The organism is Polaromonas sp. P5_D5 (assembly GCF_054049435.1).
The window spans coordinates 1-18,624 of the sequence record NZ_JBFUMJ010000004.1 but is presented as its reverse complement, the minus strand read 5'-3'; the positions used below and the strand labels follow the sequence as shown (position 1 = coordinate 18,624).

General features: G+C 61.9%; 20 protein-coding genes. 14 read left to right on the top strand and 6 right to left on the bottom strand.

The features are described from left to right. From creB to ACXJKE_RS16510, 3 genes are all read right to left on the bottom strand, one after another. Positions 1-702, bottom strand: coding sequence for a two-component system response regulator CreB (creB, locus tag ACXJKE_RS16520; protein WP_457281682.1), 702 nt, complete (start codon positions 700-702; stop codon positions 1-3). Positions 703-826: 124 nt separating this feature from the next. Next, a complete protein-coding gene (locus ACXJKE_RS16515; protein WP_457281681.1) occupies positions 827-1,459 on the bottom strand; it encodes a MarC family protein in 633 nt (210 codons plus the stop codon). Positions 1,460-1,611: 152 nt separating this feature from the next. Then, a complete protein-coding gene (locus ACXJKE_RS16510; protein ID WP_457281680.1) occupies positions 1,612-2,358 on the bottom strand; it encodes an SDR family oxidoreductase in 747 nt (248 codons plus the stop codon). Positions 2,359-2,452: 94 nt separating this feature from the next. On the opposite strand from ACXJKE_RS16510, the gene ACXJKE_RS16505 reads away from it, so the two are divergent. From ACXJKE_RS16505 to ACXJKE_RS16490, 4 genes are all read left to right on the top strand, one after another. Beyond that, positions 2,453-3,061 (top strand): DsbA family protein, encoded by a 609-nt coding sequence (locus ACXJKE_RS16505; protein WP_457281679.1) that lies wholly within the window; start codon positions 2,453-2,455, stop codon positions 3,059-3,061. A gap of 72 nt (positions 3,062-3,133) precedes the next feature. After that, positions 3,134-3,823 (top strand): dienelactone hydrolase family protein, encoded by a 690-nt coding sequence (locus ACXJKE_RS16500; protein ID WP_457281678.1) that lies wholly within the window; start codon positions 3,134-3,136, stop codon positions 3,821-3,823. A 68-nt stretch (positions 3,824-3,891) separates the two neighbouring features. Further along, entirely contained in the window at positions 3,892-4,740 is an 849-nt protein-coding gene (locus tag ACXJKE_RS16495) for an amidohydrolase (protein WP_457282078.1), read from the top strand. 132 nt (positions 4,741-4,872) lie between these two features. After that, positions 4,873-5,535 carry a glutathione S-transferase family protein gene (locus tag ACXJKE_RS16490; protein ID WP_457281677.1) on the top strand — a complete coding sequence of 221 codons (663 nt, stop codon included), beginning with the start codon at positions 4,873-4,875 and terminating at the stop codon, positions 5,533-5,535. A gap of 4 nt (positions 5,536-5,539) precedes the next feature. Here the strand turns inward: ACXJKE_RS16490 and ACXJKE_RS16485 are convergent, their stop codons facing one another. From ACXJKE_RS16485 to hemB, 3 genes are all read right to left on the bottom strand, one after another. Beyond that, a complete protein-coding gene (locus ACXJKE_RS16485; RefSeq protein WP_457281676.1) occupies positions 5,540-6,100 on the bottom strand; it encodes a DUF1003 domain-containing protein in 561 nt (186 codons plus the stop codon). 169 nt (positions 6,101-6,269) lie between these two features. Further along, positions 6,270-7,385, bottom strand: coding sequence for a magnesium transporter CorA family protein (locus ACXJKE_RS16480; protein WP_457281675.1), 1,116 nt, complete (start codon positions 7,383-7,385; stop codon positions 6,270-6,272). Positions 7,386-7,499: 114 nt separating this feature from the next. Then, a complete protein-coding gene (gene hemB, locus ACXJKE_RS16475; RefSeq protein WP_457281674.1) occupies positions 7,500-8,516 on the bottom strand; it encodes a porphobilinogen synthase in 1,017 nt (338 codons plus the stop codon). Between the two features lie 458 nt (positions 8,517-8,974). Here hemB and ACXJKE_RS16470 point away from each other — a divergent pair, with 458 nt between their 5' ends. The 10 genes from ACXJKE_RS16470 to tuf form a co-directional block, all read left to right on the top strand. Further along, positions 8,975-9,403, top strand: coding sequence for a CopD family protein (locus tag ACXJKE_RS16470; RefSeq protein ID WP_457281673.1), 429 nt, complete (start codon positions 8,975-8,977; stop codon positions 9,401-9,403). 137 nt (positions 9,404-9,540) lie between these two features. Then, on the top strand, positions 9,541-10,668 hold the full coding sequence (locus ACXJKE_RS16465) for a VanZ family protein (RefSeq protein WP_457281672.1): 1,128 nt from the start codon (positions 9,541-9,543) through the stop codon (positions 10,666-10,668). Between the two features lie 161 nt (positions 10,669-10,829). Next, complete coding sequence (locus ACXJKE_RS16460) at positions 10,830-11,102, top strand: DUF2798 domain-containing protein (protein ID WP_457281671.1); 273 nt, start codon at positions 10,830-10,832, stop codon at positions 11,100-11,102. Between the two features lie 54 nt (positions 11,103-11,156). Beyond that, complete coding sequence (locus ACXJKE_RS16455) at positions 11,157-11,495, top strand: (2Fe-2S) ferredoxin domain-containing protein (RefSeq protein WP_457281670.1); 339 nt, start codon at positions 11,157-11,159, stop codon at positions 11,493-11,495. A gap of 113 nt (positions 11,496-11,608) precedes the next feature. Next, entirely contained in the window at positions 11,609-12,250 is a 642-nt protein-coding gene (locus ACXJKE_RS16450) for an alpha/beta hydrolase (protein WP_457281669.1), read from the top strand. A 62-nt stretch (positions 12,251-12,312) separates the two neighbouring features. Continuing rightward, on the top strand, positions 12,313-13,530 hold the full coding sequence (locus ACXJKE_RS16445; RefSeq protein ID WP_457281668.1) for a D-alanyl-D-alanine carboxypeptidase family protein: 1,218 nt from the start codon (positions 12,313-12,315) through the stop codon (positions 13,528-13,530). 379 nt (positions 13,531-13,909) lie between these two features. Beyond that, entirely contained in the window at positions 13,910-14,287 is a 378-nt protein-coding gene (gene rpsL, locus ACXJKE_RS16440) for a 30S ribosomal protein S12 (protein WP_092130055.1), read from the top strand. 226 nt (positions 14,288-14,513) lie between these two features. Continuing rightward, on the top strand, positions 14,514-14,987 hold the full coding sequence (rpsG, locus tag ACXJKE_RS16435; protein ID WP_011481226.1) for a 30S ribosomal protein S7: 474 nt from the start codon (positions 14,514-14,516) through the stop codon (positions 14,985-14,987). A 222-nt stretch (positions 14,988-15,209) separates the two neighbouring features. Further along, positions 15,210-17,312 carry an elongation factor G gene (gene fusA, locus ACXJKE_RS16430; protein WP_457281667.1) on the top strand — a complete coding sequence of 701 codons (2,103 nt, stop codon included), beginning with the start codon at positions 15,210-15,212 and terminating at the stop codon, positions 17,310-17,312. 146 nt (positions 17,313-17,458) lie between these two features. Then, positions 17,459-18,624 (top strand): elongation factor Tu (gene tuf, locus ACXJKE_RS16425; protein WP_457281666.1); only part of this gene is annotated, 1,166 nt, incomplete at its 3' end.

Here is an 18,624-nt window from a genome sequence, read left to right as displayed (position 1 = left end):
TCAGCTGCCTTTGGTGCGGTTGATATCCAGGGAGTAACCCATGCCGCGGTGTGTGACGATGTAGTCATGCTCCGGCGCTGCTTCCTGCAGCTTGGCGCGCAGGGTTTTGATGTGAGTGTCTACGGTGCGGTCTGTGCTGTCCGAATCCGTGCCCCAAACCGCAGTGAGCAACTCATCACGCGAACGGATGCGTTCGCGATGACGCAGCAGCTCGGCCAACAGGCCGAATTCGCGGCGCGTCAGGTTGAGTGGGAGGCCGTGCAGGTTTGCGCGTTGGCCCGCGGTGTCAATCATGAAAGGACTGGCGCCAGCCGGCGCCGCTGCGGGGGCAGGCATGCGCGCGCGCCTGAGCAGGCTGCGCACGCGCGCCAGCAACTCGCGCGGACTGAAGGGTTTGCTCACATAGTCGTCGGCGCCCAGTTCCAACCCGAGCACACGGTCGATCTCCTCGCCCTGCGCGCTCAGCATCAGCACCGGCAGGCTGCCAGCAGCGCGCAGTTCGCGGCACAGATCGAAACCGCTGCCGTCGGGCAAGCCGACATCCAGGATCACGGCGTCGGGCAGCTGGAGCGCAAGCTGGCGGCGCGCATCGCCCAGCAGCAGGCTGTGTGTCACGCTGAGGCCGTCGCGCTCCAGCGTGTAGATGATGGACCGGGCAATCGCCGGGTCGTCTTCCACCAGCAGGATGCGCGCACTGGTCATTGGCCCCACCGGGCTTTGCTGTACGTTTCAGCAGGGGCCGCGGAACCGGCTTTGCCGGGCCGCAGGCGCAGCGCCCCCTCGGGGGGCAGAGAGCTACACGCAGTGAGCGAACGTGGGGGCTCCATTAGCTTCGCAGAATGGGGAACAACTTGCCGAGGCCGCCGGCCATCACCTCAACGGCCAATGCAGCGAGGATCAGACCCATCAGCCGCGTCATCACGTTGATACCGGTCTTGCCCAGCACGCGGGCAATCGGCTCGGCCAGCGAAAAGCTGATGGCAGTCACCAGCGCAATCACCACACCGTAGCCGACCAGCGCGGCAACCTGCAGGGCCGTCTGTGCCTTTTCGGCGTAAATCACTACCGTCGACATGGTGGCCGGGCCGGTCAACAGCGGAATGGTGAGCGGCACCACCGCGATGCTGGCGCCGCGCGCGGCCTTCTCTGCACCGTCTTCCATTTCATTGGTCAGGGGTTTGGCTTCGGCCGGTTGCGCATTCAGCATGTTCATCGAGCTGATCAGCAGCAGCATGCCGCCGCCGACCTGGAAGCTCGCCAGCGAGATACTGAAGAAGTCGAGGATCTGCAGACCCAACAGCGCGCTGATGGCGATAACGACAAAAGCCGAAAAGGCTGCCACCAGGATGGTGCGGCGGCGCTGCTCGTCGGAGAAGCCCTGCGTGTAGTGGATAAAAAACGGCACGATGGCCAGCGGGTTGACGATGGCCAGCAGCGTGACAAGCGGTTTGAAATCCATCGTTTTTCCTTAGAGGCAATTCAAGTGGCAAGCCCAAAAGCGGTCTGCCCAACAAATTCCAGCAGGAGCTGCGGAACCGGCTTCACCGGGCCGCAGGCGCAGCGCCCCCTCGGGGGGCAGAGAGCTACACGCAGTGAGCGAACGTGGGGGCACTACCTCCCTCCGGCGACATCAAGCAGTGCACCTGTTGTATAGCTCGCATTGTCGCCGAGCAGCCAGACGATCGACTCCGCCACTTCGCCGGCGGTACCCGGCCGCTGCATCGGCACCAGCGGCGCCAGTTCACGGGCCCGGTCGGGCAAGCCGCCCGAAGCGTGAATGTCGGTGTCGATGATGCCCGGGCGCACGCCGTTCACACGAATGCCTTCGGTGGCCACTTCCTTGGCCAGCCCGACCGTGAAGGTGTCGATGGCGCCCTTGGCGGCTGCGTAGTCCACGTACTGGCCAGGCCCGCCCAGCCGCGCTGCGGCGCTCGAGACGTTGACGATGGCGCCGCCCGTACCGCCGTAGCGCGTGCTCATGCGTTTGACGGCTTCGCGTGCGCAGAGGAACGAGCCGAACACATTGATCTCGAACATGCGCCGCACCCTGTCCAGCGTCATGGCGTCAACGCGGCTGGTGCGGTCGACCACGCCGGCATTGTTGACGAGGCCGTCCAGCCGGCCGAGCTTGGCATCCACTTTTTCAAACATGGCAAGCACCTGCGCCTCGTCGGCCACGTCGGCCTGAACCGTGATGGCCTGGCCGCCGCCCTGGCGGATTTGCCGCACCACTTCGTCGGCTGCCAGCGAGTTGCTGGTGTAGTTGACGGCCACCACCCAACCCTGGCGCGCCGCGAGCAGGGCGCTTGCGGCGCCTATGCCGCGCGAGCCGCCTGTGATCAAAACAACTTTTGACAAACCGGATCTCCTGCAGAAAATGGCAATCCCGGGTAAAAACGGGGATTGCATCGGGTCAATGTACTTGAACAGGCCCCAAAAACCGGAGACGATCATGAGCACCGTTGTGGATTATTACTTTACGCCGCAAAGCCCATGGACTTATCTGGGCCACGAACGCTTTGCGCAGATCGCCCGTGCGGCGGGCGCTACCGTGAATGTGTTGCCTATCGATCTGGGCGGCAAGGTGTTTCCCATCTCGGGCGGGCTGCCGCTGGCCCAGCGCGCGCCACAGCGCCAGGCTTACCGCCTGCTGGAATTGCAGCGCTATTCAGACTACCTGCATGCGCCGCTGAACCTCAAGCCCAAGTATTTCCCGGTGTCCGGCGATGAGGCCTCGCGCCTCATCATCGCGGTGAACCTGCACGACGGCACCGAAGCCGCGATGAAAATCGGCGGCGCCATCTTCAGCGCCGTGTGGGTGCGCGAGCGCCATATTGCCGACGAAAAAGTGTTGGCCGAGCTGCTGGCCGAATGTGGGCTGGACGCGGCGCGGCTGGAACAATCCTTCAGCCAGGCCGTGCAGGAGCGCTATGAAGCCAATACCCAGCAGGCGATCGACGCCGGCGTGTTCGGCGCGCCCAGTTATGTCATCGACGGCGAACTGTTCTGGGGCCAGGACCGGCTCGATTTCGTGGAGCGCAAGCTTAAGGCCGGGGCATAAACCGCTGGCCGTTTCCCCTCCAGTTCGCCCTTCATTCATACCGATCAACCAATTCAAAGGAACATCCATCTCATGGGCCAATTCACCAATCTCACCGCCGCCGACGGCTTCGTCGTGCCGGCTTATGTGGCGCAACCGGAAGGCAAGCCGCGCGGCGGCATCGTCGTCGTCCAGGAAATTTTCGGCGTCAACTCGCACATCCGCGGTGTGGCGGACCGCTTTGCGGCGGAAGGCTACCTGGCAGTGGCACCCGCCACGTTCGAGCGCGTCAAGCCCGGTGTCGACATGGGTTACAGCGAGGCGGACATGAAGATCGGCTTCGAGCTGAAAACTGCTGTCAGCGCGCTGCCTGGCGCCGGTGTGCTGCAAGACATCCAGGCGGCGATTGACCACGCGGCCAAGGCCGGTGGCGGCAAGGTCGGCATCATCGGGTTTTGCTGGGGCGGCCTCTTGACCTGGCGTGCGGCCAGCCTGCTCAAGGGCTTATCGGCGGCCGTTCCCTACTACGGCGGCGGCATCACGGCCGAGGAAGAAATCGAGCGCCAGCCCCAGTGCCCGGTCATGGCCCATTTCGGCGACCAGGACCACTGGATTCCGATGGAAGGCGTTGAAGCCTTCCGCAAGGCGCACCCGGAAGTCGAGGTGCATGTGTACCAGGCCAACCACGGTTTCAACTGCGACCAGCGCGGCTCCTACAACGAAGCGGCGGCGAAGCTGGCACGCGAACGTTCGCTGGCGTTCCTTGCCGCCAAACTGGCCTGACCGTGCGCCCTGCCCCCGGATTCAAGCCTTTTTGGGCTGTAGCCCTTTGCGGATGTGCGCGAGCAGCTATCGTTTTGATAGCGTTTTCGACGGTTGCCCGAGCGGCCGACTACGCCGGCCCGTTGTTTGACACGCACCTGCATTACAACGAAGAGGCTTGGAACGGAAACAGCGGTCCACACGCGCCCGCTGATGTTCTTGCGCGCATGAAGCGCAATGGCGTCAAAGCCATCGTCGCCAACTCCCGGCCCAACGACGGCACGAAGTCGCTGGCTGCCATGCCGGAAACGCGCAAGGCCGGCGTTACCGTGGTCCCGTTTATCCGCCTGTACCGTAACCGCGCCGACTATGACAACTGGTTTCGCGACGAGTCCATTTACGAAATGGTGCAGGCCGAGTTTGCCCGCGGCGTCACGGGTGACCAGGCCGGCCCGTACAAGGGCATCGGCGAATTTCATTTGTACGACAGCGCCAATGCCAACGGCCCGGTGGCCAAAAAGCTCATGCAGTTCGCTGCGAAGAACAAGCTGGCAGTGCTCTCACACGTAGACGACACGGCGATCGACTTGTTGATGGCCCACGCACCAGATGCGCGGCTCATCTGGGCGCACACCGGCATAGGCGGCGCACCTGTGGCACGCGTTGATGCGCTGCTGGGCAAATACCCGCAGTTGATGGGTGAGCTGTCCTATCGCCCCGGCCTGACCTGCGAAGGCGGAAAGCTGTGTGCGGAGTGGCGCACGCTGCTGCTCAAGTACCCAGGCCGCTTCATGATCGGTTCCGACACCTGGGTCAACCAGCGCTGGCTGTATTACGACGAGCTCATGAAGGGCTATCGCGTCTGGTTGGGTGATTTGCCAGCCGATGTGGCCCGCAAGATCGCCTGGGGCAATGCGGCCGGTATCTTCGGCCTGTAAAACCCACCCCCGTCCAGGCTCACTGCGTGTAGCCTGTTCCCCCTCGAGGGGGCGGCGCCTGCGGTCTGGCAAAGCCAGTCCCGCGGCACCTCGCTTGCAGATCGGGGAGGAGCGTGCGGCAAAATACGCCAGATGTACCAGCTTCATTTCTCTCCCAGCTCTGCCGCCATGGCGCCTCACATCCTGCTCCAGGAACTGGGCGTGCCGTTTGAAAAAGTCCTCGTCGACACCAGCACCGGCGAGCACCGGTCGGAGGCTTACCGCAAGCTCAACCCCAACGGCCTGATCCCGACGCTGGTCGACGGTGACCTGGTGTTGTATGAAACCGCCGCGATCTGCCTGCACCTGTGCGATGCGCATCCCGAGGCCGGTCTGGCCCCAGCCGTCGGCACCAGCGAGCGCGCGCATTTCTACAAATGGTTGATCTGGCTGACCAACACCATGCAGTCGGCGCTGATCATTTATTTCTACACCGACCGCTGGATGAACCCCGGCAACGACGCCGGCGTAGCCGAGTTGAAGTCGCATGCCGAAGCCAAAGTCGGCCTGATGCTGGACCAGCTGGACGCGGAGCTGGCAAGGCTGGAGAAAATCCATGATCAACCCTGGCTGTTGGGTGCGACGTATTCGGCGGTAGATATTTATGCGCTGACGCTGTGCCGCTGGACTCGCAACTTTGCGTCGTCGCCGGCACGCAACCGGCCCCACCTCGGCCCTTACCTGCAGCGTGCGCTGGCGCGGCCTGCCGTGATCAAGGCCTTCCACGCCGAAGGGCTGGCCCAGCCTTGGGTCTGAGTCTCTAACCTTTCGCCGCAGGCGGGTTGTCGCGCTGCGCCTGCTCGATCTGGGCGACCAGCTTTTCGGGGTCGGTGTTTTCCTTGAGGATGGGAATGTCCGGGTCGCCCTCGATGTTGGCGCCTACCTTTTTGGCGATGCGCTCCAGGATCTGGATCATCTTGGTGTTTTCCTGCTCGGTCAGCAGGTTGATCTGAAGGTCCAGCTGGTTGCGCCTGTCGCTGATGCGCAATTCATAGTTCTGGCTGATCAGGATGAAGGAGGACAGGAAGATGGCTTCCAGTGACACCATCAAGGTCAGGAAGGTAAAGGGGTAGGGGTCGAAATGCGCCAGCCCCGGCCATGAATTGAAGCTGATCCATAACGCAAACGCAGCCACGTGCATCCAGACAAAAGGCATGGAGCCGCAAAAACCGGCGACAAAGGCGGCGATGCGGTCGGCCCGGCTCCGGTTGGCCAGTGCCGTTTCTTCCACGCGCCGCATGGCTTCGACATTTTCGCGCGTCAGGTCATCGGCGCAGGTTGTATTGCCGTTCAGCGCCTTCTTGCCTGCTTGATTGCTCATGGGACATCCTTTTCGGGGGTGCCGGATCAGCGCCGTGCCAACTCCCGGCTGAGACGCAGCGCATCAGGCACTGCGGCGCCATTGGCCGTATTGTCAAAGATGCACCAGACAGAAGCGTCAGACGCCGCCGCAAGCTTGAGCCGGACGGCAAGCGCACCCGGGCGCCGTGTCAGCGGCGCGTCCTGGCCAGGTACTGCTTGCGCCAGAACACCGTGGCGACCACCACGACGATCAGGACCATGAACCCGAAGGTCCACCAGAAACCGGTGGACGCGTGAAGAAAGGGCATGAACTCGAAGTTCATGCCGAAGAACCCGGTGATCAGGTTCAGCGGCAGGAAGATGGCGGTGAGCGCCGTCAGCGTGCGCATGATGTCGTTGGTGCGGTTGCTTTGCGCCGAGAAATGCATCTGTACCGCGGTTTCGGCGCTTTGCTCCATGCGGCGCACATGGTGCACCACACGCTCGATGTGCTCGAGCACGTCGCGTGAGCGGATCTTGAGCAGCTCGCGCTCGCGCACTGCGGCGGGTGTTCCGCCTTCGGGCCAGGTTTCAATCGAATCAATCCAGTCCTGCAGCGCAGCCCGCTGGTCTTCGCAAATCTCATCGAGGTGGTGCATGGCCAGCCGCGCATCGAGCACCGAGCTCCAGTTGGTAAAGCGCGTGCCGGGCCGCAGCAGTTCGGACTGCCAGTGGTCGAGCTGGCGCGTGAGCTCGCGCCGCAGCTCGAGGTAGCCGTCCACCATCTGGTTGACGATGCGCAGCATCAGGTCGGCGGGGCTGGCGGGCAGCTTGACGCCGCTGGAGCGCGACTCGGCCGTGGTCGCATTGAGCAGGCGGGTCGCATAGGCATCGCGCACCGCGCAGTCGGCGGGGTGCACCGTCAGCACCACCTTGTCAAACACGGCAAAGCCGACCGGGCTGGTATCGATGCGCTTGAGGACCGGCGGGCCGCTGCGTTTCATGCGCTCATGCAGCGGTTCGCCGGGCTGGCTGAGGTCGGTTTCGCTTTGCCCGGCCGCCAGGCGGCGGAACACCAGGATGTCGTACTGCGAGGTGTAGTCGTAGTGCGAGGGGAGCTGGTTGTTCAGCAGGTCGGCCACATGCAGGTCGACCAGCTGGGTGCCGCACAGCGTTTGCAGCGCAGCCTGGATCTGCGCCTGCATCACCTCGAACTCGCGGCGGGCACAGGCAATCCAGACAAATCCCTGCGCCGGCAACTGGGCCGGCAGGGTGTCTGTCTCGATGATGCCCTGGGTGCCGGAAGCGATGGTGAAAACGCGCATGAAAGCCCTGTTTAGCCTTGTTTTGAGGTGTTAAATCGGCATTTCGAGCAAGCAGGACGGGCGCAAGCAGCTATGATTTTGATAGCAGTTAGTGCGCAACACCTGCCGCCCGGTTCAGCCTTGCCGCAGCTTGCGGGCAGCGTCGATGGCGAAATACGTCAGCACGCCATCTGCGCCCGCACGCTTGAAGGCCAGCAGGCTTTCCATCATCACGGCGTCGTGGTCCAGCCAGCCGTTTTGCGCGGCTGCTTTGATCATCGCGTATTCGCCGCTGACCTGGTAGGCGAAGGTGGGCACGCCGAATTCGTCTTTCACGCGGCGCACCACGTCCAGGTAGGGCATGCCGGGTTTGACCATCACCATGTCGGCGCCTTCGGCGATGTCCATGGCCACTTCGCGCAGCGCTTCGTCGCTGTTGCCCGGGTCCATCTGGTAGGCCTTTTTGTCGGCCTTGCCCAGGTTGTTGGCCGAACCGACCGCATCGCGGAACGGGCCGTAAAACGCGCTCGCGTATTTGGCGCTGTAGGCCATGATGCGGGTGTGGATCAGCTTTTTGGCCTCCAGTGCCTGGCGGATGGCGCCAATGCGGCCATCCATCATGTCGCTGGGCGCGACCATGTCCACGCCGGCTTCGGCCTGGCAAAGCGCCTGCCGCACCAGCATGGCCACCGTCTCTTCGTTGAGGATGTAACCGTTTTCATCCGGCAGCCCGTCCTGCCCATGCGTGGTGAAGGGGTCCAGCGCCACGTCGGTCATTACGCCCAGGTCGGGAAAGTGCTTTTTCAGTGCCCGCACCACCCGCGGGATCAGGCCATCGGGATTGGTGGCCTCGACGCCGTCGTAGGTTTTGAGCGAGGCGTCCACCACGGGGAACAAGGCCATCACCGGGATGCCCAGCTTCACGCACTCTTCCGCCACCGGCAGCAGCAGGTCAAGGCTCAGCCTTTCGACGCCGGGCATGGAGGCCACCGCCTGGCGCTGCTGCTGGCCGTCCACCACAAAGACGGGATAAATGAGGTCGTGCGGGGTAAGTGCGTGTTCACGTACCAGGTTGCGGGTGAAGGCATCACGGCGCAGGCGCCGTGGGCGCCCGGCGGGGAAGGGCGCGAAGTTGGAGGCGTGCTGTGTCATGCGCAAATTGTGCCAAAGGTTGATCAAGGCCTGAAAGTATTTGGCCGGGCGTCATCTGCTATCTATATATATGGAGACATGCTTGGTGCCGCGCCATTTCGGAGGTGGCAGGCTTTACATGGAATTACTTAGTTAACTTATGAAATCATTGCCAATGCGCAGCCAGCGTGGTTAGAATTGCTACGTGTGGTTACCAATTTGGCAACTGCATCCCGCTTTTCCTCCCTGAGCGGGGCCTTTGCGTGTGACAGCAAAAAGGCTTACCAGCCCGGTTGGCCCAGTGCCATCCGGGCATTTTTTTGGCCCGTGGCCACGGCGCCGCCATCGTCTCAGGGGATGGGTGCGGGTTTTAAACCAGCATAAGCCGCGGAACCGGCTTTGCCGGGCCGCAGGCGGGCGGCCCCCTCGGGGGGCAGCGACCCACACGAAGTGGGGGAGCGTGGGGGCTACACTTCCTTATGCTCTGGGTCAAATCACTCCACATCGTTTTCATCGCCAGCTGGTTTGCCGGGCTGTTTTACCTGCCGCGCATTTTTGTGAACCTGGCCATGGTGCCGCCGGAAAGCGTGGCTGAGCGCGAGCGGCTCATATTGATGGCACGCAAACTCATGCGTTTCACCACCATCCTGGCCGTGCCTGCGTTGGGCTTTGGCCTGTGGCTGTACCTGGGTTACGGCATAGGCCGCGGGCCCGGCAACGGCTGGATGCACGCCAAGCTTGCCGTTGTGGTGCTGGTGATCGGCTACCACCACGCCTGCGGCCGCCTGCTGGCCAGGTTCGTCGCCAACCGCAACGCCCGCAGCCACAAATGGTTTCGCTGGTTCAATGAAGTGCCGGTGCTGTTGTTGTTAGCGGCCGTCATCCTGGTCGTGGTCAAGCCCTTCTAACAATCAAAGGGAACGCAGTGCCTTCCCCGAATTCACCAGCAGACGCGGGCGAACCGGCTTCGCCGGGCGCCTCGCGTCGCCCCCTGCAAGGGGGGGAGGAACTACACGAAGCGAAGCGTAGTGAGAACGGCGGGGGTGTGCAACATTCCAATAGGGGTGTTCACAAGACAACCGCGTGGCCGCTGGCGGTGGCCACCATCTGCCTGATTGTTTACGCCAGCCTCTATCCCTTTGCCGACTGGCGCGACCAGGGCATTTCGCCCTTCAGATTTCTGGCGGCGCCTCTGCCGCAGTACTGGACCGGTTTTGACGTGGGCGCCAACCTGTTGGGCTACGCGCCGCTGGGTTTCCTGCTGGCGCTGTCGGCACTGCGCAGCCGGCGCGTTTCCTGGGCTGTGACGGTGGCGGTGCTGGTCAGCGCGCTGCTGTCGCTGGCAATGGAAACGCTGCAAAGTTACCTGCCTTCGCGCATTCCCTCCAATGTCGATCTGGCGCTCAACACCACCGGCGCATGGCTGGGCGCGTGCTGTGCGTGGGCGCTGGAAAAAACCGGCATCGTCGATCGCTGGAGCCGCTTTCGGGCGCGCTGGTTCGCGCAGGATGCGCGGGGTGCGTTGGTGTTGCTGATGCTCTGGCCGCCCGCGTTGCTGTTTCCTGCCTCCGTGCCCCTGGGGCTGGGGCAGGTGTTCGAGCGTCTGGAGTCGGCGCTTGCCGAGGTGCTGACCGACACGCCTTTCCTCGAATGGATGCCGGTGCGCGACATGGAGCTGCAGCCACTGGTGCCGATTGCCGAATTGCTATGCGTGGCGCTGGGTGCGCTGATTCCCTGCCTGCTCGGCTATTGCGTGATCCGCACACTCTGGCAGCGTGCGGCGTTTTCGGCGGCCATCATCGCGGTCGGCATTGCCGCATCGGCGCTGTCGGCCGCGCTGAGCTACGGCCCGGACCACGCCTGGGCCTGGCTGGACCTGCCGGTGCAAGCGGGTGTCGGGTTTGCCGTTGTGGTGGCGGCGCTCTTGCTGCCTGTGCCGCGCCGGGGCGCAGCGGCGCTGGCACTGTTGGCGCTCACGGTTCACCTGGGGCTGCTCAACCAGGCGCCCGCCGACCCGTATTTCGCACAGACCCTGCAAACCTGGGAGCAGGGCCGCTTTATCCGCTTTCACGGCCTGGTGCAGTGGCTGGGCTGGCTGTGGCCGTACGCAGCCCTGCTGTATGTGCTGGTGCGGCTTTCAGGCCGCGAGCCGCGCGTTGATGCGCGCCAGTGATTCGCGTCTGCTAATATTCGCCTGCGATCTCCCTCAAGAGTTGCCGTAAGCGTTTACGTCAATCAACGCGCCTACTACCGCCGGCCATGCCGGGGTTGTGTTTCCGGCATGCCATTGGCTGCCGGAAAGGCGCCTTGACTGGACGGCTTATGGAACCCTGTATGAACTCTTCGAAATCTTCATCGCGCACCCTTTTCAGTTTCACAAAACTCCCCGCCCGCAGCGCGCGCTGGGTCACACCCTTGCTGCTTTCCGTGTTGATGACCTGCATCGTGTCGATCATCAGCACGCTCAAGGGCGTCGGTATCGCGCCCGGGGTCCTGCGCATCTGGCTGGGCGCATGGGCGCTTTCCTGGGTCGTTGCATTCCCGGTGCTGCTGCTGGTGCTTCCACTGGTGAAAAAAGCCACGGCGCTGGTCGTTGAGGCACCTTGATCCCCGGGGGCAATGCGGGAACCTTCTCCGGTACACATCCACTAAAGTCACACCATGCCTGAACAAAATTCCTATTACGAACGCCATGTCTTCTTTTGCCTGAACCAGCGCGCCAATGGCGAAGACTGCTGCGCTGATCACCGGGCGCAGGAGGGCTTTGACCGCTGCAAATCGCAGGTGAAAGCCGCGGGGCTGGCCGGGCCGGGCAAGGTCAGGGTCAACAAGGCCGGCTGCCTGGACCGCTGCGCAGCCGGCCCTGTGGCCGTGGTCTACCCCGAAGCGGTCTGGTACACCTATGTCGACGCCAGCGACATTGATGAAATTGTCGAGTCGCACCTGAAAAACGGCAAAGTCGTCGAGCGCCTGCTGGTGCCCGCGCACGTCGGGCGGTAGGTCGGGGGCGGCTGCAGCGTCCGGAAGTTTGCATTTTTTGCCTTCCAACCCAATAGGGACGTGCGCGAGTAGCTCCTTATTTGATAGCAACCTGTTTGAATGGATCCGTCACCGTGAATTCGCAGACCCGCAAATCGATCATCCAGGGCCCAGCCGGCGCGCTTGAAATTGCCGTAGACCTTCCCGCTGGCGACCCGCGCGGCGTGGCGGTCATTGCGCACCCGCACCCGCTGTTTGCGGGCACCATGGACAACAAGGTGGTGCAGACGCTGGCCCGGGCCTTTGTGCAATGCGGATGGACGGCCGTCCGGTTCAACTTCCGTGGTGTGGGTGGCAGCGCCGGCAGCCATGACGAAGGCCGGGGCGAGCTCGAAGACCTGCTGGCCGTGGTGGAACATTCGGCGCCGGCCAGCAGCGGCCAGGTGCTGGCATTGGCCGGGTTTTCGTTCGGCGCCTTTGTCACCACCCACGCCTTTGAGCGCCTCAGCGCCGCCCGCACCATTGAAAAGCTGGTGCTGGTCGGCACCAGCGTGAGCCGCGCGCCTGCTGCGCCGATTGACGAAGCCGCCCACCTGAAAACCCTGGTCGTGCATGGTGAGCAGGACGATACGGTGCTGTTGTCTGCCGTGCTGGACTGGGCCCGGCCGCAGGCACTGCCTGTTACCGTTGTGCCGGGGGGAAGCCATTTCTTTCATGGACAATTGCCCCTGCTGAAAAACCTCGTGGTTCGCCACCTGTCTTCGCCCTCCGCCTGATGCTGTTTGCCAGGCGCTCCCTGACCCTTACTCCTTCACCGAATTTCACTGAACCCCTACTGATGCAAGCTTCACTCAAGGCCCTCCGCGCCGCCCCCAGCCTGCGCGCTTTTGCCGCCACCGTGTTCCTGGCTTTCTCCGCGGTGCTGCCCGTGGTGCATGCCCAGGTGCCGCAAGCGCCCGAAATCGCCGCACGCTCCTATTTGCTGCTGGATATCACCGCCAACCAGATTCTGGCCGCCAAGGACATCGATTCGCCGGTGGAGCCTGCATCGCTGACCAAGCTGATGACCGAATACCTGGTGTTCGATGCACTCAAATCCAAAAAAATCGACCTGAAGCAGACCTTCCCTGTCAGTCAGCGGGCCTGGAAGATGCCGGGTTCGCGCATGTTCATCGACCCGAAGATGCAAGTGCCCGTGGAAGATCTGATCAAGGGCATGGTGGTGCAGTCAGGCAATGACGCCACCATGGCGCTCGCCGAAGGCGTGGGCGGCTCGGCCGAAAACTTTGTCCGCCTCATGAACGAGCAAGCCAAGGCGCTGGGCATGAAGTCCACGTCCTATAAAAACCCTGAAGGCCTGACCGAGCCCGGCCACACGACCACCGCGCGTGACCTGAGCATCCTGTCCACCCGGCTGATGCAGGACTTCCCTGATTACATCGGCTATTCGGCGATCAAGAAATACCGCTATCCCGGCACACCGGCGGCCAACGACACCAACCGCAATACCCTGCTGTTCCGCGACCCGACGGTGGACGGCCTGAAAACCGGCCATACCGACGCCGCCGGCTATTGCATGATCGCCACCGCAAAGCGCGACTTTCCCAATCTGGGCGCTGCCGGCGCGCCGGGCGGGCGCCGGTTGCTGGCTATCGTGCTGGGCACCGCCAGCGACAGCGCACGCGCCAATGAATCACAAAAACTGCTGAATTGGGGCTACACGGCCTATGAAGCCGTGAAGCTGTTCGACGCCGGCCAGGCCGTGGTCACTCCGTCGGTCTGGAAAGGCACCTCCTCGACCGTGAAGCTGGGCCGTCCGCAGGCCATCGTGGTGGCCATCGCTGCCGGCGGTGCCGCCAAAGTCAAAACCCAGGTGGCGCGGCCCGACCCGCTGGTGGCGCCGTTTGCCAAGGGCCAGGCTGTTGGCACGCTGAAGGTCACCCTGGGCGATAACCCTAGCCCGGTGGCCGAAGTGCCGCTGGTGGCGCTGGAGGCGGTGGGTGAGGCCGGCATCCTGGGCCGTGCTTGGGACGCCATCCGGCTATGGATTAAATAAGACGAACACGCGGTGGGTGGCGTGGCTAAGGCCGCGCTCCCCGCCGCTACGGCCGGCCGTCGCTTGCACAGCCCTTGCCGTGACCTTTTTTCTCCCCGCGCTTTGGCCGGGAATGCAGAAGCCTGCCCCCCAAAGCGGCTCTTCGCGAATCAAACGCCTCCTGGGTGCCATCAAATTCGGTGGGAGTGGGTACTAACATCCCCACTTTGGGCGCCGGATTACCTGTTGTCAGCTCCTTCATGCGTCCTGGCCGCGCGTTCTGCTTGAGGGATTCCCCTATCCGGTTTATACTAGAAGGCTTTTCCGCTTTCGTGGCGGGAAATATTTGTGGCCGTATCAACACGGTAAATTAGTTTTCAGACGTTTAGGGACGTTTTCAATGCCAACCATCAATCAGTTAGTCCGTCAGGGGCGCGAGGTCGAAAAGATCAAGTCCAAGAGCCCTGCGATGGAGAATTCTCCGCAGCGCCGCGGTGTGTGCACCCGTGTGTACACCACGACGCCTAAAAAGCCCAATTCCGCTCTGCGTAAGGTTGCCAAAGTGCGCCTGACCAACGGTTTTGAAATCATTTCCTACATCGGCGGCGAAGGCCACAACCTGCAGGAACACAGCGTGGTGCTGGTTCGCGGCGGTCGTGTCAAGGACTTGCCCGGTGTGCGTTACCACATCGTCCGTGGTTCGCTCGACTTGCAGGGCGTGAAAGACCGCAAGCAGTCGCGCTCCAAGTACGGTGCGAAGAAGCCAAAGGCCAAATAAGCCGAACCGGCTCGGGTGTTTCTCTTCACTGAGAGCTCGCGCCAGAAGAAGTTGTCACAGAAGCCTGTGATAGTTCCTTCAAAACAAGGTGTTTCACTCGCCCTGGCAGGTGTCTGAAACGAAGTGACCCAAGTGCAAATAGTTGCACCGGTCGAGTAAGTGAGGGTTTTGATAACTCTCGCGGTGTTGCCAAAAGCAATGCTAACTGAAGCAAAGAGGTGAAAAAATGCCACGTCGTCGCGAAGTCCCTAAACGTGAAATTCTTCCTGATCCAAAATTTGGCGATGTTGATCTCGCCAAGTTCATGAACGTGATCATGCAAGGCGGCAAGAAGGCCGTCGCAGAGCGCATCATTTATGGCGCGCTCGACTTTATCGAGAAAAAGAACCCCGGCAAAGATCCGCTTGAGGCTTTCCACATGGCCATCGGCAACATCAAGCCCATGGTTGAAGTGAAATCGCGCCGCGTCGGCGGCGCCAACTACCAGGTGCCGGTTGAAGTGCGTCCTGTCCGCCGTATGGCTCTGGCCATGCGCTGGCTCAAAGAGGCCGCCAAGAAGCGTGGCGAGAAGTCCATGTCTTTGCGTCTGGCCAATGAGCTGATGGAAGCGACCGAAGGCCGCGGCGGCGCCATGAAAAAGCGTGACGAAGTTCACCGCATGGCAGAAGCCAACAAGGCGTTCAGCCACTTCCGCTTCTAATTTTCGATTGCAGTAATTGCTGCGCTGAATTGACGGGTTGCTGGTTGGTTTCAAGGTGCTGGGTGCCTTGATTGCCGGCCGTTCAACCCCAATTTCTGCCAGCCGGGTGTGGTGCACAACACCCTTCCCGGCCAGCAGACGCGTAGAAGAAATGAAGGATGCCCGGACTGCGGGCAGTCCTTCAACGAGTCTTTGTTCGTAACCCCGAACTGAAAGTAATTTATGTCCCGCGCTACCCCCATTTCACAATACCGCAACATCGGCATTTCCGCGCACATTGATGCCGGCAAGACCACCACCACCGAGCGGATCCTTTTTTACACCGGCGTGAACCACAAGATTGGTGAAGTTCACGACGGCGCTGCCACCATGGACTGGATGGAGCAAGAGCAGGAGCGCGGCATCACGATTACTTCGGCTGCCACCACCTGCTTCTGGAAGGGCATGGACACGTCCCTGCCTGAGCACCGCATCAACATCATCGACACCCCGGGCCACGTGGACTTCACGATTGAAGTCGAGCGCTCCATGCGCGTGCTTGACGGCGCCTGCATGGTGTACTGCGCCGTGGGTGGCGTTCAGCCCCAGTCTGAAACCGTCTGGCGCCAGGCCAACAAGTACAAAGTTCCCCGCCTTGCGTTCGTCAACAAGATGGACCGCACCGGCGCGAACTTCTTCAAGGTCGTCGAGCAGATGAAGCTGCGCCTGAAGGCCAGTCCTGTGCCCATGGTGATCCCCATCGGCGCTGAAGAAAGCTTCACCGGCGTGGTCGACCTGCTGAAAATGAAGGCCATCATCTGGGATGAGGCCTCGCAAGGCATGAAGTTCACCTACAGCGATATCCCCGCCGAGCTCGTCGAGCTGGCCAAGGAATGGCGCGAGAAGATGGTCGAAGCTGCCGCCGAGTCGTCTGAAGAGCTGATGAACAAATACCTTGAAGAAGGTGACTTGACCGAAGCTGAAATCAAGCTGGGCATCCGCACGCGTACCATCGCCAGCGAAATCCAGCCGATGTACTGCGGCTCTGCCTTCAAGAACAAGGGCGTGCAGCGCATGCTGGACGCCGTGATTGAATTCATGCCGTCGCCGATCGACATTCCGCCCGTCAAGGGCATGGACGAAGATGAAGCGCCTGTCACCCGCAAGGCTGACGACGAAGAGAAATTCTCTGCGCTGGCATTCAAGCTGATGACTGACCCGTTTGTGGGCCAGCTCACCTTCGTGCGCGTTTACTCTGGCGTCCTGAAAAAGGGCGACAGCGTTTACAACCCGATCAAGGGCAAGAAAGAGCGTATCGGCCGTATCGTGCAGATGCACGCGAACAACCGCGAAGAAGTCAGCGAAATCCGCGCCGGCGACATCGCCGCCTGCGTGGGCCTCAAAGACGTGACCACGGGCGAAACCCTGTGCGATCCCGATGCCATCGTCATGCTCGAGCGCATGGTGTTCCCTGAGCCTGTGATTACGCAGGCTGTGGAACCCAAGACCAAGGCCGACCAGGAAAAAATGGGTATCGCGTTGCAACGTCTGGCTCAGGAAGATCCTTCTTTCCGCGTCAAGACCGACGAAGAGTCCGGCCAGACCCTAATCGCCGGTATGGGCGAGCTGCATCTGGAAATTATTGTTGACCGCATGAAGCGCGAATTCGGCGTGGAAGCCAACGTCGGCAAGCCGCAGGTGGCTTACCGCGAAACCATCCGTAAAACGGTGGAAGACGCTGAAGGCAAGTTCGTGCGCCAGTCCGGCGGTAAAGGCCAATACGGTCACGTTGTGCTCAAGATTGAGCCGAACGAAGCCGGCAAGGGCATCGAATTCGTTGACGCCATCAAGGGCGGTGTGGTTCCTCGCGAATACATCCCCGCAGTGGAAAAGGGCATCAACGAAGCCGTCACGTCCGGCGTGCTGGCAGGTTATCCGGTGGTTGACGTCAAAGTCACGCTGCACTTCGGTTCGTACCACGATGTGGACTCGAACGAACTGGCCTTCAAGATGGCTGCCATCTTCGGTTTTAAGGAAGGCTGCCGCAAGGCCAGCCCCGTGATCCTGGAGCCCATGATGGCCGTGGAAGTGGAAACGCCTGAAGACTACGCCGGCAACGTGATGGGCGATCTGTCCTCACGCCGCGGCATGGTGCAGGGCATGGAAGACATGGTTGGTGGCGGCAAGGCCATCAAGGCAGAAGTGCCGCTGTCTGAAATGTTCGGTTATTCGACCACGCTGCGTTCGATGTCGCAGGGCCGTGCAACGTACTCCATGGAGTTCAAGCACTACTCTGAAGCTCCGCGCAATGTGTCGGAAGCCATCATGGCTTCGCGCGCCAAGTAAGTAACGTTCGCTGCCGGCTCCTGTGGAGCCGGCAGCATTTTTCCTTGTCTGCGATTGTGTGCCACTTCGTGCCCGTGCGAAGTGAATCAGCAATACAGTGCAGACGTTAAACCGTACACGGGCAAGTTCTTTATCTGGAGAGAAAAATGGCAAAAGGTAAATTTGAGCGGACCAAGCCGCACGTCAACGTAGGCACGATTGGCCACGTGGACCATGGCAAGACGACGCTGACGGCGGCGATCACGACCGTTCTGGCATCCAAGTTCGGCGGCGAAGCCAAGGGCTACGACCAAATTGACGCGGCGCCCGAAGAAAAAGCGCGCGGCATCACCATCAACACCGCCCACGTCGAGTACGAAACGGCCAACCGCCACTACGCCCACGTCGACTGCCCAGGCCACGCCGACTATGTGAAGAACATGATCACCGGCGCCGCCCAGATGGACGGCGCTATTTTGGTGTGTTCGGCCGCTGACGGCCCCATGCCCCAGACCCGCGAGCACATCCTGCTGGCCCGCCAGGTGGGCGTGCCCTACATCATCGTGTTCCTGAACAAGTGCGACATGGTTGACGACGCYGAGCTGCTCGAACTCGTCGAAATGGAAGTGCGCGAGTTGCTCGACAAATACGATTTCCCYGGCGACAAGACCCCCATCATCCACGGCAGCGCCAAGCTCGCCATGGAAGGCGACAAGGGCCCCCTGGGCGAAGAAGCCATCATGAAGCTGGCCGAAGCGCTGGACACCTACATTCCCCTGCCAGAGCGCGCTGTTGACGGCGCCTTCCTGATGCCCGTGGAAGACGTGTTCTCCATCTCCGGCCGCGGCACCGTCGTGACCGGCCGTGTCGAGCGCGGTGTGATCAAGGTCGGCGAAGAAATCGAAATTGTCGGTATTGCCGACACGCAAAAGACCACCTGCACCGGCGTGGAAATGTTCCGCAAGCTGCTCGACCAGGGTCAAGCTGGCGACAACGTCGGTATCCTCTTGCGCGGCACCAAGCGCGAAGACGTCCAGCGCGGCCAGGTGCTGTGCAAGCCCGGCTCCATCAAGCCACACACGCACTTCACCGGCGAGATCTACGTTCTGAGCAAGGACGAAGGCGGCCGCCACACGCCATTCTTCAACAACTATCGCCCCCAGTTCTACTTCCGCACGACGGACGTGACCGGTGCGATCGAGTTGCCAGAAGGCAAGGAAATGGTCATGCCAGGCGATAACGTGTCGATCACCGTCAAGCTGATCAACCCGATCGCCATGGAAGAAGGCCTGCGCTTTGCCATCCGCGAAGGCGGCAAGACCGTCGGCGCCGG